11 protein-coding genes are annotated in these 13753 nt (G+C 75.4%); 10 read left to right on the top strand and 1 reads right to left on the bottom strand.

Annotated elements, in window-relative coordinates:
• The first annotated feature begins 1 nt into the window (after nt 1).
• From LG634_RS16200 to LG634_RS16175, 6 genes are read left to right on the top strand one after another with little or no spacing between them, the layout of a single operon-like run.
• Nucleotides 2-1351 carry an O-antigen ligase family protein gene (locus LG634_RS16200; protein WP_226734522.1) on the top strand — a complete coding sequence of 450 codons (1350 nt, stop codon included), beginning with the start codon at nt 2-4 and terminating at the stop codon, nt 1349-1351.
• Nucleotides 1348-3117 carry a murein biosynthesis integral membrane protein MurJ gene (gene murJ, locus LG634_RS16195; protein WP_226734521.1) on the top strand — a complete coding sequence of 590 codons (1770 nt, stop codon included), beginning with the start codon at nt 1348-1350 and terminating at the stop codon, nt 3115-3117. Before LG634_RS16200 ends, murJ begins: the two co-directional genes overlap by 4 nt.
• On the top strand, nt 3107-3880 hold the full coding sequence (locus tag LG634_RS16190) for a polysaccharide deacetylase family protein (protein ID WP_226734520.1): 774 nt from the start codon (nt 3107-3109) through the stop codon (nt 3878-3880). Before murJ ends, LG634_RS16190 begins: the two co-directional genes overlap by 11 nt.
• A complete protein-coding gene (locus LG634_RS16185; RefSeq protein ID WP_226734519.1) occupies nt 3877-5025 on the top strand; it encodes a glycosyltransferase in 1149 nt (382 codons plus the stop codon). The genes LG634_RS16190 and LG634_RS16185 overlap by 4 nt, the downstream gene beginning before the upstream one ends.
• An 8-nt stretch (nt 5026-5033) precedes the next feature.
• Nucleotides 5034-5786 (top strand): YveK family protein, encoded by a 753-nt coding sequence (locus tag LG634_RS16180; RefSeq protein ID WP_226734518.1) that lies wholly within the window; start codon nt 5034-5036, stop codon nt 5784-5786.
• A complete protein-coding gene (locus LG634_RS16175) occupies nt 5783-6955 on the top strand; it encodes a GNAT family N-acetyltransferase (protein ID WP_226734517.1) in 1173 nt (390 codons plus the stop codon). The genes LG634_RS16180 and LG634_RS16175 overlap by 4 nt, the downstream gene beginning before the upstream one ends.
• Before the next feature lie 53 nt (nt 6956-7008).
• Here the strand turns inward: LG634_RS16175 and LG634_RS16170 are convergent, their stop codons facing one another.
• On the bottom strand, nt 7009-8397 hold the full coding sequence (locus tag LG634_RS16170) for a glycoside hydrolase family 26 protein (protein WP_226734516.1): 1389 nt from the start codon (nt 8395-8397) through the stop codon (nt 7009-7011).
• Nucleotides 8398-8546: 149 nt separating this feature from the next.
• Between LG634_RS16170 and LG634_RS16165 the strand changes: the two genes are divergently transcribed.
• The 4 genes from LG634_RS16165 to LG634_RS16150 all read left to right on the top strand — a co-directional run bounded on the left by LG634_RS16165 (nt 8547) and on the right by LG634_RS16150 (nt 13642).
• Nucleotides 8547-9875 (top strand): carboxylate--amine ligase, encoded by a 1329-nt coding sequence (locus tag LG634_RS16165; RefSeq protein WP_226734515.1) that lies wholly within the window; start codon nt 8547-8549, stop codon nt 9873-9875.
• A 68-nt stretch (nt 9876-9943) separates the two neighbouring features.
• Nucleotides 9944-11230 (top strand): NAD(P)-binding domain-containing protein, encoded by a 1287-nt coding sequence (locus LG634_RS16160; protein ID WP_226734514.1) that lies wholly within the window; start codon nt 9944-9946, stop codon nt 11228-11230.
• 13 nt (nt 11231-11243) lie between these two features.
• The gene (locus tag LG634_RS16155) at nt 11244-11555 is read left to right on the top strand and encodes a hypothetical protein (RefSeq protein WP_226734513.1); all 312 of its coding nucleotides are present in this window, start codon (nt 11244-11246) and stop codon (nt 11553-11555) included.
• 38 nt (nt 11556-11593) lie between these two features.
• Nucleotides 11594-13642, top strand: a complete 2049-nt coding sequence (locus LG634_RS16150; protein WP_226734512.1) for a SpoIIE family protein phosphatase — start codon at nt 11594-11596, stop codon at nt 13640-13642.
• The last annotated feature ends 111 nt before the right edge of the window (nt 13643-13753 follow it).

Below are 13753 nucleotides of genomic sequence, written 5' to 3'. Positions count from 1 at the left end.
CATGAGCAGCCTCGCGCCCCCGCTCCCGCTTCCCGCCCTCCCGGCCCTGCGCCGCCACTGGCCGCTGCTGCCGCTCGCCGCCACCGTCCTGCTCCTGCTGCTCCCGCTGCCCGCCGGCGACGCCACCGCCTCCGGCAAGGTGACCCCGGCCGACGCGGCCTCGCTGCTCCTGGTGGGCGTGTGCGCCCTGCAGGCGCTGCGCGGCCGGGTGCAGCCGCTGACCCCGGCCGCCGCGCTCGTCCTCGGCCTGCCCGCCGCCGGCCTCGCCATCGCGACCGCCACCGCGGGCGACCAGTACGCCGCACTGCCCGGCTTCGTGCGCTACCTCCAGGTGTTCGTGCTCGTGCCCGCCGCCGTGGTGCTGCTGGTGCGCGACGCGCGGGAGTTCCGGATCGCCGCCGGCTGCTTCGTCGTCCTCGCGCTCGTCCAGGGCGCCGTCGGCGTCGTCCAGTACGCCACCCACACCGGCGCCTCCTACCAGGGCGAGGACATCCGCGCCGTCGGCACCTTCGGCCCCGGCGACGTCATGGGCATGGCCACCGTCGTCGCCTACGGGCTGATCGCCGCCACCGGCATGGCGCTCGCCCCCGAGGGCACCCTCTCCCGGCGGGTGCGCACCGCCGCCACCGCCGGAGCCCTCGTCCTGGTGGTGCCGCTCGTGCTCTCCTTCAGCCGCGGTGCCTGGATCGCCACCGCCGGCGCCGGCCTGGTGCTGATGCTGCTCACCGGGATCCGGCGGGCCGCCAAGGTGCTCGCCGCACTGACCGCCGCCGGAGTGGTCCTCGTCGGCGGCTTCGGCGTCGGCTCCGCGATGATGGCCGAACGCCTCACCAGCATCACCCAGGTGAGCAGCGCCCCCGACCAGTCCGTCATCGACCGCTACACGATGTGGGCCGCCGCCGGAGCCATGTGGCAGGAGCGGCCCGCCGCCGGCGTCGGCCTCAAGGGCTTCCCCGCCCACCGCGACGGACACTCCGGCATCGGCCTGTCCGCCGGCAGCGACACCGCCGGAGCCGGCCAGGCCTACGTCAAGCAGCCGCTGCTCTCCCCGCACAACATGTACCTGCTCGTCCTCAGCGAGCAGGGCCTCATCGGGCTGACCGCACTCGCCGGCGGCTGGGCCGCGCTGCTCGTCGCCGGGATCCGGCGGCTCACCGCCCCCGACCCGGCCGCCCGCCGGATGCGGGACTGCGGACTCGTCGCCGCCGGCCTGCTGATCTGGCAGCTCACCGACTTCCTGTACGCCGACATCGGCGGCCCCTCCACCGTCCTCACCGGCGTGATCATCGGCCTCGCCGGCTGGTGGGCCCTCGGCTCCCGCGACACCGCCGAAGGAGCGCCCGCGCGGTGACCGACACCACGCCCGCGATGGGGACCCGGCTGCCCGGCGGGCCGCCCGGGCACCCCGCCGCGGGCCGCCCGCCGCGCCGGCCGGGACCCGGACCGGTCCTGCCCTTCAAGGAGCTGGGCCGGCCCGCGGCACCGCCGCCCCGGGAACCCGCGCCCGAGCGGGAGCCGGACCAGCCGGCCCCCCTCGGGCGGTTCCTGGCCAAAGCGGCCGCGGTCACTGCCGTGATGACCGCGGCCGGAGCCGTACTGGGGCTGCTGCGGGACCAGACCATCGCGCACCTCTTCGGCGCCGGACCCGACAGCGACGCGTTCCTCGTCGCCTGGACCGTCCCCGAGATGGCGTCCACCCTGCTCATCGAAGACGCCATGGCGCTGCTCATGGTGCCCGCGTTCAGCCACGCCCTGGCCCGCCGAGCGGCCGGCCGGGCCGGACTCACCCGCCGGGAGGCCCGCGCCCAGGACCCGGTCCGGCTCCTCGTCGGCGCCACCCTGCCCCGGCTGCTGCTCTTCCTCGCCGGCGCGGCCGCCGTCCTCGCCGCCGCCGCCCCGCTCGTCGTCGGCGCCCTCGCCCCCGGCCTGCCCGACCCCGGCCTCGCCGTCCGCTGCACCCGGCTGACCGCCCTGACCGTCCTCACCTTCGGGATCGCCGGCTACTTCAGCGCCGCCCTGCGCGCCCACCGCCGCTTCCTGCCACCGGCCGCGATCTACGTCGCGTACAACGTCGGCATCATCGGCACGATGCTCACCCTGCACGGCGTGTGGGGCGTGCAGGCCGCCGCCGCCGGCGTGGCCGTCGGCGGGCTCCTCATGATCCTCGTCCAGCTGCCCGGGTTCCTGCGCCACGTCGGCCTCGGCAACCCGTACGTACGGCAGGCCGACCCGCACGCCCGGGACCGGGACCGGCCCACCCTGCTCGCCCTCGGGATGCTCGCCCCCGTCATCGTCTTCGCCGTCTGCCGCCAGTCCCAGGTCCTCGTCGAACGCTTCCTCGCCGCCTCCCTGGAACCCGGGGCGATCTCGCACCTCAACTACGCGCAGAAGGTCGCGCAGATGCCGATGGTGCTGTCGCTGATGATCTGCACCGTCACCTTCCCCGTCGTCGCCCAGGCCATGGCCGGCGGGGAACGCGAGAAGGCCCGGCGCCGCGTCGAGCAGGACCTCGCCCTCGCCTCGCTCGCCGTCCTCATGGGCACCGCCCTCGTCATCGGCTACGCCCCGCAGATCATCCAAGTCCTCTTCGAACGCGGCGCGTTCACCCACGAGGACACGCTCGCCACCGCCGGCATCATGCGCGTCTACGCCCTCGGCCTCCTCGGCCACTGCCTGGTCGGCGCGCTCAGCCGGCCCTTCTTCTCCACCGCCAAACCCACCTGGTTCCCCATGGCCGCCATGGCCGCCGGGCTGGCCGTCAACATCGTCGCCGGCGCCTTCGCCGTCGGCTGGTGGGGCACCTACGGCATCGCCGCCGCCAACGCCGCCGGCATCTCCACCACCGCAGCCCTGCTCCTGCACGGCCTCGGCACCCGCGTCATCGCCATCCAGGTCCGCCGGGTCGCCGTCAGCCTCGGCCGGCTGTCCGTCGCCGCCGCCACCGCCTGCGGCACCGGCTGGCTGGCCGGCCCGATGATCCCGGACCCGCTGCTCAGCGCCGCCCTCGGATGCCTGCTGATCCCCGCCATGTTCGGCGCCACCGGCATGGCCATACGAGCCCTCGAAGTCACCTCCCTGCCCGCCCACGTCATCCAGAGGTTCCGTCATGTCCGCTGACACGGCGACCGCCGGCGCCCCGCCCGCGCCCGCCGCCCGCGCACCCAGGACCCCCTGGGTGCTCATGTACCACTCGGTCGCCGAGTTCACCGACCCCGCCGAGGACCCGTACGGGATCACCGTCACCCCCAGGGCCCTGGAGGCCCAACTGCTGTGGCTGCGCTCGCGCGGGCTGCGCGGCGTGTCCGTGCGCGAGCTGCGGGCCGCCCGCGCCGCCGGGCGGGGCGCCGGACTGGTCGGGCTGACCTTCGACGACGGGTACACCGACTTCCTCGTCCAGGCCCTGCCGCTGCTGCGCCGCCACGACTGCACCGCCACCCTGTTCGTGCTCCCCGGCCGGCTCGGCACCGACAACGTGTGGGACCCGCTGGGCCCCCGCAAGCCGCTGCTCACCGCCGACGGCATCCGCGAAGTCGCCGCCGCCGGACAGGAGATCGGCTCCCACGGGCTGCTCCACCAGCACCTCACCGAGGTCCCCGACGACGTCCTCGCCCAGGAGCTCCAGGGCAGCCGCGAGCAGCTGCGCGAGCTGACCGGCACCGCCCCCGAGGGCTTCTGCTACCCGTACGGCACCATCGACCGCCGGGTCGTCGACGCCACCCGCGCCGCCGGCTACACGTACGCCTGCGCGATCGGACCCGGCCGGCTCGGCGGCCCGTACGCCATGCCCCGCACCCACGTCAGCCAGGCCGACGGCGCCGCCCGGCTGCGCGTCAAGCAGCTGCGGCACCGGGTCAAATACGCCCGGGGGGCCGCCGCGTGAAGGCCCTCCACATCATCACGGGACTCGGCATCGGCGGCGCCGAGCAGCAGCTGCGGCTGCTGCTGCGGCACCTGCCCCTGCAGTGCGACGTGGTCACCCTCACCAACCCCGGCCCGGTCGCCGAAGGGCTGCGCGCCGACGGGGTCCGGGTGGTCCACCTCGACATGCAGGGCAACCGCGACCTGCGGGCGCTGCCCAGGCTCGCGTCCTTCATCCGGCACGGCCGCTACGACCTCGTCCACACCCACCTGTACCGGGCCTGCGTGTACGGGCGGATCGCCGCCCGGCTGGCCGGCGCCCGCGCGGCCGTCGCCACCGAGCACTCCCTCGGCGACGCCGAGATCGAGGGCCGGGCCCTGACCCGCGGGGTCCGCAGCCTCTACCTGGCCAGCGAGAAGCTGGGCGCCGCGACCATCGCCGTCTCCGACACGGTCGCCGCCCGGCTGCGCGGCTGGGGGGTGCCCGCCGCCCGGGTGCACGTCGTACCGAACGGCATCGAGGCCGTCCGGTTCCGCTTCGACCCCCGGGGGCGGGCCGCCGCCCGGGCCCGCACCGGGCTGCCGGAGGACGCCTTCGTGGCCGGCGGGGTCGGCCGGCTCGTGCCCGGGAAGCGGTTCGACGTCCTGGTCCGGGCGGTGGCCGCGGTGCCCGGCGCGCACCTGCTGCTCGCCGGCGACGGGCCCGAGCGGGCCGCGCTGCGGCGGCTCGCCGCCGAACTGGGCGCGGAGGACCGGATCCACCTGCTGGGCGAACGGGACCCGCTCGGCGACAGCGCCGACGGCCGCACCCCGGGCATCCCCGCCCTGCTGTCCGCCATGGACGTGTTCGTCTCCCCGTCCCGCGAGGAGGCGTTCGGGCTGGCCGTCGTCGAGGCCCTGGCCGCCGGGCTGCCCGTCCTGCACGTCACCTGCCCCGCCATCGACGACCTGCCCGCCGACCAGGCCCCCGGGGCCCGCCGGATCGGCACCGGCACCGAAGAACTCGTGGCCGCCCTGCGCGCGCAGCAGGAGGCCGGCCCCCGCCGGCTGCCCCCGCCGCCCGTGGTCCGCCGCTACGACATCGCACACAGCGCCGAACGCCTGCTCGACGTGTACGCGCACGCGCTCGCAACCCCCTCCCACCCCGCCCTCTCCACCCGGAAGTGAGCACGCCCATGGCCGAGTCGCCCGCAGCCAAGAGCACCAAGAGCACCAAGCCCGCCGCCGAGGCCGCCGCGCCGGCCCGCCGCAGAACCTCCCGCCTGCCCGCCTGGTGGCCGCTGCCCGCCTGCGCGGTCCTCGGCCTGGCCGCCGGCGGCGCGTACGGGGTCCTCAAGACGCCCGAGTACGCGGCCACCAGCTATGTGGTCGCGGTGCCCGACGAGACCACCGAGCCGGCCACCGCCCTCGGCTTCTCCCAGGCGTACGCGCGGATCGCGACCAGCCAGTCCACCCTCGCGTACGCCCAGCCGCGGGCCGGGGTCACCGTGCAGCAGCTGCGCACCCAGGTGCGGGCCGAGACCTCGCCGGAATCCCCGATGATCGCGATCACCGGCACCGCGGCCAAGGGCGCGGCGGCCGCCGACATCGCCAACGCGGTGGCCGACGCGCTCACCCTGAGCAGCAACCAGCAGGCGAAGAACACCGGCGTGAAGCTGCTGCTGTTCAGCCAGGCCGTGGCCCCGGCAGCGCCGGCCTCCCCGTCCGCGGCGATCAGCGGCGCCGTCGGGCTGTGCGCGGGCGGGCTGATCGGCGGGCTGGCGCTGCTCGCGAAGCCGCGCGGCCGGCGCCCCGAGCGCGCCGAGGCCGCCCCCGGCGCCGGCGGGACGGGCGCCGAGGCCGCCGCCTACACGTCAGTGCCCTCCCCGGCGCAGGGCGACGCCGCCGAGGCCGCCGCGGTCGCCGCGGTGAAGGAGTCGGTGCGATGACCACGTGCTCCACGGGGGTCCCGCTCGGGTCCCGGGAGCTGGCGGTGACCCTCTGCCGCGACCCGCGGCAGTTCGCCGCACTGGAGGAGCCGTGGAACAGGCTGCTGAAGCGCTGTCCCACGGCCACCCCCTTCCAGAGCCACGCCTGGGTGCACTCCTGGTGGCTCTCGTACGGCCGGGAGGGCCGGCTGCGGATCCTGCTGGTCCGGCGGGCCGGTGAACTGGTCGGCGTGGCCGCCCTGATGCTGGTCCACCGGCCGCTGCCGCTGCTGGTGCCGCTGGGCGGTTCGATCACCGACTACTTCGACGTCCTCGTCGACGAGCGGTACGCCGCCGAGGTGGTGCCCGCCCTCGCCCGGGGACTGCACCAGGCAGCCCGGGGCGCGGTCGTGGACCTGCGGGAGGTACGGCCCGGGGCCGCGGTCGAGGCGCTGGCCGAGGCCTGGCCCGGGTCGGTCGACACGCTGGCCGACTCGGCGTGCGCGGAGTTCCCCGTGGTGCCGTTCGACGAGCTGGTCAAGCGGATGCCGTCGGCGGGCGCCCAGCGCACCCGGGCCAAGGTCCGCAAGATCGACGCGCTGGGCATCGAGGAGCACCGGGTCTCCGAGCACGAGGTCCCGGAGACCGTGCGGACCCTGCTGCGGCTGCACGAGAAGCAGTGGCGGGGCCGCGGGGTGACCCCCGAGCACCTGCGGCCGCGGTTCGCCGAGCACCTGACCCGGGCCACCCGGCGGATGGTCCGGGCCGGAGACGCCCGGCTGACGGAGTTCCGGCTGGACGGGCAGGTGGTCGCGGCCACCGTGACGCTGATGTCCCCGGGTCTCAGCGGCGGCTACCTGTACGGCGCCGATCCCGACCTGCGGACCCGGAAGGTGGACGTGGCCACGATGCTGCTGCGGCACGAAGCCCGGCACGCCCAGGCCGAGGGCCGGGGCGTGCTGAGCCTGCTGCGGGGCAGTGAGCCGTACAAGAACCACTGGCGGCCCGAGACCGTCGTCAACCGGCGGTTCCTGCTGGCCCGGGCCTCCCACTCGCCCCTGCTGCGGCTGCACGGCTCGCAGGTCACGGGCCGGGAGCGGGCGGTCAGCGCGCTGCGGGAGGCACTGCCCGCAGCGCGCGACTGGCGCAACCGGATCAACGAGTGGCGTGCGGACGGTGCGAGGCGCTGATGCGTTGGTGCACCGGGCCGGCAGGGGCCGTGGGGACGGGGCGGGCCGTGGGACTAGAACGGCCAGAAGCTGTCCTCCTCTTCCTCCCAGTCCTCCCAGTCCATGTCGACGCAGACCGGCTCCTGCTTGCCGATGATCCCGGTGAGCCAGTCGCCGAAGTCCAGCGGCAGGCACCACTGCTTGTCGTTGACGGGCGGCTTCGGCTCCGGCTTCGGGGGCTCGGGCGGCAGCGTGGGCAGCGGCGTCGGCTTGGGCGTCGGGGTCGGCGTCGGCTTGGGCTCCGGCTGGACCGGCGGGACCGAGGCGCTGGGCTTGGGCGTCGGGACCGGCGGGACCGTCGGGACCGGCAGGCTGGGCTTCGGCGTGGGCACGGGGAGGGTCGGTACCGGGGGGACCGGCGGCACGGAGATGCTCGGCGTGGGCACGGGCGGCACCGGGACGCTCGGCGTGGGCAGCGGGTCCGGCTTCCGGGACATCACCTCGCGGAACACCTTCGAGGACCGCGGGTTCTGGTCGCACTGCCAGACGCCGTGCGGGCAGTAGTCGGTGATCGTGTGGTACAGCGGTTTGTGCTGGTCGATCCACGCCAGCATGCGCCGCATGTACTCCGGGTTGTCGCCGTGCCGGAACAGGCCCCACTCCGGGTACGAGATCTTCTTGCCGTGTGCTTTTGCGAAGTCCACATGGTGCTGGAGGCCGAACGGCTGGCTGACCATCTCGTCGAAGGTCCGTCCGGGCGCCTGGTCGTACGAGTCCATCCCGACGATGTCGACGACGTCGTCACCGGGGTAGCACTCGGTCCAGCCGATGGCGTCCGTCCCCCGGTTCGGCGCGAAGTCGAACCGGAACTGCTGCCCGGGCACCGAGCGCATCGCGGTGACCGCGCGCTTCCAGTACTTCTTCCAGTTCTCCGGGTCGGGTCCGCACCGGTGGGTGTAGGTGATGCCGTTCATCTCCCAGCCCAGCACGATCACCGTGTCCGGCACCCCCAGCGAGACCAGCCGCTCGCCGAGCCGGCGGAAGTGGTCGTCGTACGCGCCGGAGGCGCCCGCCCGGATCAGCCGGGCCACCTCCCAGTCCGGCACCCCCGCCTCGTTGCGCTCCTGCATCGGCACGTTCAGTACGAACAGCCGGTCGCTGCGCGCCCGGCGCCACTGCGCCCAGTCCGCCAGGAACGACAGGTTGGTGCCCTCGATGTTCGACCAGCGGTCGCCCGGCAAGTACGTGTGACCGACCCGCAGTTCGCGACCGCCCAGCCAGTTCGACAGGGCGTTCATCCGGGACACCCCGGCCGAGCCGTAGTGCAGATAGGCGCCCACGGCGGAGTCCGAAGACCCGGTGGGGTTGTCGTCGGGTGCCGCGAGCGCGGCACCCGTGGCGAGCAGGCCGGCCGTCACCGTGCCGATGCAGGTGCTCGCCAGTCTGCGGCGTGGATTGGACATGGCGTCTCCTGAGCTTCCCGAATCGGTGCGCTTGCCAACGACGTTAGGCATCACATCCGATTGACGGCCTGTCCGATGGCCTTCTGGTAGGCCATTCGCGACTGCGCACACCCTCCGCTTCGTCCGACTAGGTGAAAGACCCCGTTTCCATGCACGTGTTCGCCACGGATGTGCCCGTAGTCCTGCTCAGACTCGACCGGAACCCCTTTCACCACGGCACCCTCGGCGCCGTCAGATCACTGGGCCGCACCGGGGTGGAGGTGCACGCGGTCGTCGCCGACGAGGGCGGGCCCGTGGCCCGGTCCCGCTACCTGCGCGCGGCGCACCGCGGGCCGGCCGGCGAGCCGACCCCCGAGGCGCTGCGGCACTGCCTGGTCCGGACCTCCGACCGGATCGGCCGGCCCGCGGTGCTCATCGCCATGGACGACCTGAGCGCCCTCACCGTGGCCCGCCTCGCCCCGGAACTGACGGGCCGCTACCTGTGTCCCGCTCAGGACCCCGAGGTGCCCGCCCGCGTCGCCGACAAGGCCGAACTCGCCGAACTCTGCGCCCGCTGGGACATCGGCCACCCCGAGACCGTGGTGCCGGCCGGCGGCGGCGAGGCGGCCGAGGCCGCCTGGCGGCTCGGGCTGCCGGTCGTCGCCAAGTGGAGCCGCCCCTGGCTGCTGCCCGCCGGCAGCGGACTGCGCAGCACCACCCTGCTCAGCACCGCCGCCGAGGCCCGCCGGCTCTACGAACGCAGCCAGGAGGCCGGCAGCAGGCTGCTGCTCCAGAGGTTCCTGCCCGGCGGCCCGGACACCGACTGGTTCTTCCACGGCTGCTTCACCGGCGGCGGCCGCCCGCTGCTGGCCGGCTCCGGCCGCAAGGAGCTGTCCTGGCCGGTGCGCACCGGCCTGACCGCGGTGGGCCGCTGGCTGCCCGACCCGGCCGTCGAGCACGCCGGACTCCGGCTCGCCGAGCGGCTCGGCTACGCGGGCATCCTCGACCTGGACTTCCGCCGGGACCCGGAGGGCCGGCTGCGGCTGCTCGACTTCAACCCGCGTCCCGGGGCGCAGTTCCGCCTGTTCACCGACGCCGCCGGGCTGGACCTCGTACGCGCCCTCTACCTGGACCTGACCGGGCAGCAGGTGCCGGAGCCGGCCGGGGGGCCCGGGCGGGTGTTCGTCGCCGAGAACTACGCGCTGCTGGCGGCCCTCGCCGCGCCCCGGGCGGCCGCGCCGCGGGGCCGCGGGCGGGTGGAGCCGGCCTGGTTCGCGGCCGACGACCCGCGGCCGTTCGTCAGCATGGCCGGGGCCTTCCTGGGCCGCGGCGCGCACAAGGGGGCCGGTCGGGTGTGGGGCGCGCTGCGCGACTTCCCCGCGCAGGGCCGCCGTACCGCCCGCGCGGTGGTGCGGGCGCCCCGGCAGCGCGGCGGCGAGCAGGCGGCTGCCGCGGACCTCGGCCAGGAACGCTCCCGGCGCACGCCGGCCGGCCGGTGACCGGGCCGGCGCGGCGCGAGCGGGCGCCGGGCGAACACCGTCACCGTCAGGGAAGGAAGGGAAGGCGCATGGAGGACCTCGTCGTGGTCGGCGCGGGTCCGTACGGGCTGTCGGTCGGCGCGCACGCCGCCGCGGCCGGGCTGGCCGTGCGGGTGCTGGGGCGGCCGATGGCGTCGTGGCGCGACCACATGCCGGCGGGCATGTACCTGAAGTCGGAGCCATGGGCCTCCGACCTGTCCGACCCGGCCGGCCGGCACACCCTCGCCGCATACTGCGCCGGGCACGGGCTCCCCGCCGAGCACGGGCGGCCGATCCCCATCGGCGCGTTCAGCGACTACGGGCTGTGGTTCGCGCGGCAGGCCGGGCCGCCGGTGGAGGAGCTGACGGTGACGTCGGTGACCCCGTACGGCAGCGGGTTCCGGGTGGGCACCGCCGAAGGGGAGGTGCTGCTGGCCCGCACGGTGGCGCTGGCCGTCGGCGTGATGCCGTTCGTGCACCTGCCGCGGGCCCTGCGCGGGCTGCCCGAGGGGCACGTCTCGCACAGCAGCGGGCACCGGGACCTGGGCAAGTTCCGGGACCGGGACGTCACCGTGGTGGGTGCCGGGCAGGCCGCGCTGGAGACCGCGGCCCTGCTCGCCGAGCTGGGTGCCAGGCCCCGGCTGGTGGCCCGTGCCGGGCAGCTGCGCTGGAACACCCTGCCGCACCCGCTGGACCGGCCCCTGCTGCGCACCCTGCGCACCCCGCACTCGGGGCTGGGCACCGGCTGGCGCAGCTGGGTCTGGGCCGAGCTGCCCTGGGCGGTGCGGCGGCTGCCGGCGGCCACCCGGGAGCGGATCGCGGCGACCGCGCTGGGTCCGGCGGGCGCCTGGTGGCTGCGGGAGCGCTTCGAGGACCGGGTGCCGGTGCTGCTGGGCCACCGGCTGCACCGGGCGGCCGCGCTGGGCGGCGACCGCACCCGGCTGGGGCTGACGGCCGCCGACGGCACGAGCGTGGTCGTGGACACCGGGCACGTCATCGCCGCCACCGGCTTCCACCCCGACCTGGACCGGCTGCGGCTGCTCGACGCGGGGCTGCGGGCCGGGCTGCGCCGGGTCGGGACCACCCGGTCGCCGGAGCTGTCCGCCCGCTTCGAGTCCTCGTACCCCGGACTGTTCTTCGCGGGGCTGCTCACGGCTCCCTCATTCGGCCCTTCCATGCGATTCGTACACGGCGCCGGCTTCTCGGCGGGGAGACTGGTCGCAGGAGTCCGCCGGCGCCTCGGCGCCGGGGGCCGGCTGCCGGACTCCGCCGGTACGGGTGCGGATCCCGCGGATCTGGGTACGGGTACCGGGCACCCGAAGTCGTTCACGCGGTGAGAGGTGGTCCGCCATGAACCCGCAGCGGTCCCAGGGCCGGGGCTGGGTACGCATTCCGGCGAGCCGCGGGGAGCAGCCCGCCGACGCCGGGTACGAGACCCCGTACGACGCCCCGTACGCCGACCGGTACACGGGCTCGTACGCGGCCCGGCACCCGGCTCCGTACCCGTCGGCGCAGGCGGCCCCGTACGCCGGCCGTCCTGAGCATTCGGCGATCTACCTGTCCCTCGTCGAGCGCTGGCGGGAGGCCGGCCGGACCCTTCCCGGGCATCCTGACGAGGAGTGGGAGCGGCTGATCTCCCAGCCGTGCTGGCCCGGACCCTGAGTGAACCGGCTGCTGGCCGCCGTCGGAGGAGGTGCCCCATGACCGAGTCGGAGCCCGGGATCGGGCCGGGAGAGCGGCTGGCCCTGAACCGGATGGGCAGCTTCGTCTGGGACCTGGCGCGTGGCGCGCTGGAGCTGGACGCGGGCGGGATGACGGTGTTCGACCTCGCGGCAGGCGAGTTCGACGGCACGGTGGAGGGGCTGGGCCTGCGGGTGCCCGAGGAGGACGCCCGCAGGCTGGCCGCGGCCGCCGAGTCCGCACTGGCCGCGGGGGAGTCCGCGTACGGCTCCTACTTCACGGTGCAGAGGCGGGACGGCGAGGAGCAGTGGACGCACACGCAGGGGCGGATCCTGCGGCGTTCGGACGGCACGCCCGAGCGGATCGTGGGCATCGTGCGGGACGCCACCGCCGAGCTGGCGCACTCGACGCTGCTGCGCAAGCTGGAGTCGGCGCGGGCCAAGCAGACCACCATCGTGCAGCGGACCACGGAGGCGCTGTCCCGGGCGGTCACCGTCGACGACGTGACCGCCACCCTGACCGGCGCGGGCGCGCTGGAGCGGCTGGGCGCCGACGGGCTGGCGCTGGGGCTGGTCGAGAACGGCACCATGAAGATCATCGCGCTGAGCGGGGAGACCCTGGAGATCCTCAGCGAGCGGCGCTTCACCCGGATGGACGGTCAGCTTCCGCTGTCGCAGGCGGTGCTGACCCGGCAGGCACGTTTCGTCACCTCGCTCACCGCGCTCGGCGAGGAGTTCCCGCTGCTCGGCCCGTACCTGGAGCGGATCCAGTACGACGCGGCCGCCTACCTGCCGCTGATCGCACAGGCCAAGGCGATCGGCGGGCTGGTGCTGTTCTACCGGCGGCGCACCGAGTTCAGCCCCGAGGAGCGCAACCTGTGCCTGGGCCTGGCCGGCATCGTGGCGCAGTCCCTCCAGCGGGCGCTCCTCTTCGACCAGGAGCGCGAGTTCGCCACCGGCCTGCAGGCCGCGATGCTGCCCCGGCGGATCCCCGAGATCACCGGCGGGGAGATCGCCGTCCGCTACCACTCGGCGTGGAGCGGCCGCGAGGTCGGCGGCGACTGGTACGACGTGATCGCGCTGCCCCGGGACCGGGTCGGCATCGTCGTCGGCGACGTGCAGGGCCACGACACCCACGCCGCCGCGATCATGGGCCAGCTGCGGATCGCGCTGCGGGCCTACGCGGGCGAGGGCCACCCGCCGTCCACCGTGCTGGCGCGGGCCTCACGGTTCCTCGCCGAGCTGGACACCGAGCGGTTCGCGACCTGTACGTACGCCCAGGTGGACCTGGAGACCGGCGGGGTACGGGCGGTCCGGGCCGGCCACCTCGGCCCGCTGATCCGGCACAACGACGGCCGGACCGGCTGGCCCAACCTCCGGGGCGGGCTGCCGCTGGGCCTGGCGTCCGTGTTCGAGCAGGAGGAGTTCCCCGAGACCCGGCTGGACCTGGTGCCCGGGGAGACGCTGGTGCTGTGCACGGACGGGCTGGTCGAGGAGCCGGGTACGACCATCACGGCGGGCATGGACGCCTTGGCGCACGCGGTGCGCAGCGGCCCCCAGGAGGCGGGCGCGCTCGCCGACCACCTGTCGGACCGGCTGTGGGAGCGCTGGGGATCCGGCGACGACGTGGCCCTGCTGGTGCTGCGCCGGGCCCCCGACCCGGGCACCCACCGGGCGCCGCGCATCCACCAGTACGTCCACCAGGCCGACCCGGAAGGGCTCTCCGAGGCCCGGTACGCGCTGCGGCAGGCGCTGCGCGACTGGGGCGTGCCGCAGCTCGCCGACGACGTGGAGCTGGCCGCCGGGGAGCTGCTGGTCAACGCGCTGCTCCACACGGACGGCGGGGCGGTGCTGACCATGGAGGTGCTGCCGGAGCCGGTCCGCCGGATCCGGCTGTGGGTCAAGGACCGCTCCAGCGTCTGGCCGCGCCGGCGCACCCCGGGCGAGGCGGCCACCACCGGGCGCGGGCTGCTGCTGGTGGACGCGCTGTCCTCGCACTGGGGCGTGGAGTCGCGGGGCGACGGCAAGGCGGTGTGGTGCGAGTTCGAGGCCCCGGTGGAAGCCGGCTGAAGGGCCGGCGTACGGGCTCCCGCACGGCACGGTGACACGGACGGTCGCAGTGCGGTCACGCCGGGTTGTGGGGTGCCGGGGGCGGGGTGATGATCGGGCTGACCGGGCCGT

The organism is Streptomyces bambusae (genome assembly GCF_020532645.1).
GTDB lineage: Bacteria > Actinomycetota > Actinomycetes > Streptomycetales > Streptomycetaceae > Streptomyces > Streptomyces bambusae.
The sequence above is the reverse complement of the archived record's forward strand: the minus strand, read 5'-3'. Positions and strand labels throughout refer to the sequence as shown.

Bases quoted from the DNA above. Each gene is read 5' to 3' on its own strand.
- LG634_RS16180 (WP_226734518.1), top strand. From the start codon at position 5,034: ATGGCCGAGTCGCCCGCAGCCAAGAGCACCAAGAGCACCAAGCCCGCC.
- LG634_RS16165 (WP_226734515.1), top strand. From the start codon at position 8,547: ATGCACGTGTTCGCCACGGATGTGCCCGTAGTCCTGCTCAGACTCGAC.
- LG634_RS16170 (WP_226734516.1), bottom strand. From the start codon at position 8,397: ATGTCCAATCCACGCCGCAGACTGGCGAGCACCTGCATCGGCACGGTG.
- LG634_RS16175 (WP_226734517.1), top strand. From the start codon at position 5,783: ATGACCACGTGCTCCACGGGGGTCCCGCTCGGGTCCCGGGAGCTGGCG.
- LG634_RS16160 (WP_226734514.1), top strand. From the start codon at position 9,944: ATGGAGGACCTCGTCGTGGTCGGCGCGGGTCCGTACGGGCTGTCGGTC.
- LG634_RS16155 (WP_226734513.1), top strand. From the start codon at position 11,244: ATGAACCCGCAGCGGTCCCAGGGCCGGGGCTGGGTACGCATTCCGGCG.
- LG634_RS16200 (WP_226734522.1), top strand. From the start codon at position 2: ATGAGCAGCCTCGCGCCCCCGCTCCCGCTTCCCGCCCTCCCGGCCCTG.
- LG634_RS16190 (WP_226734520.1), top strand. From the start codon at position 3,107: ATGTCCGCTGACACGGCGACCGCCGGCGCCCCGCCCGCGCCCGCCGCC.
- LG634_RS16150 (WP_226734512.1), top strand. From the start codon at position 11,594: ATGACCGAGTCGGAGCCCGGGATCGGGCCGGGAGAGCGGCTGGCCCTG.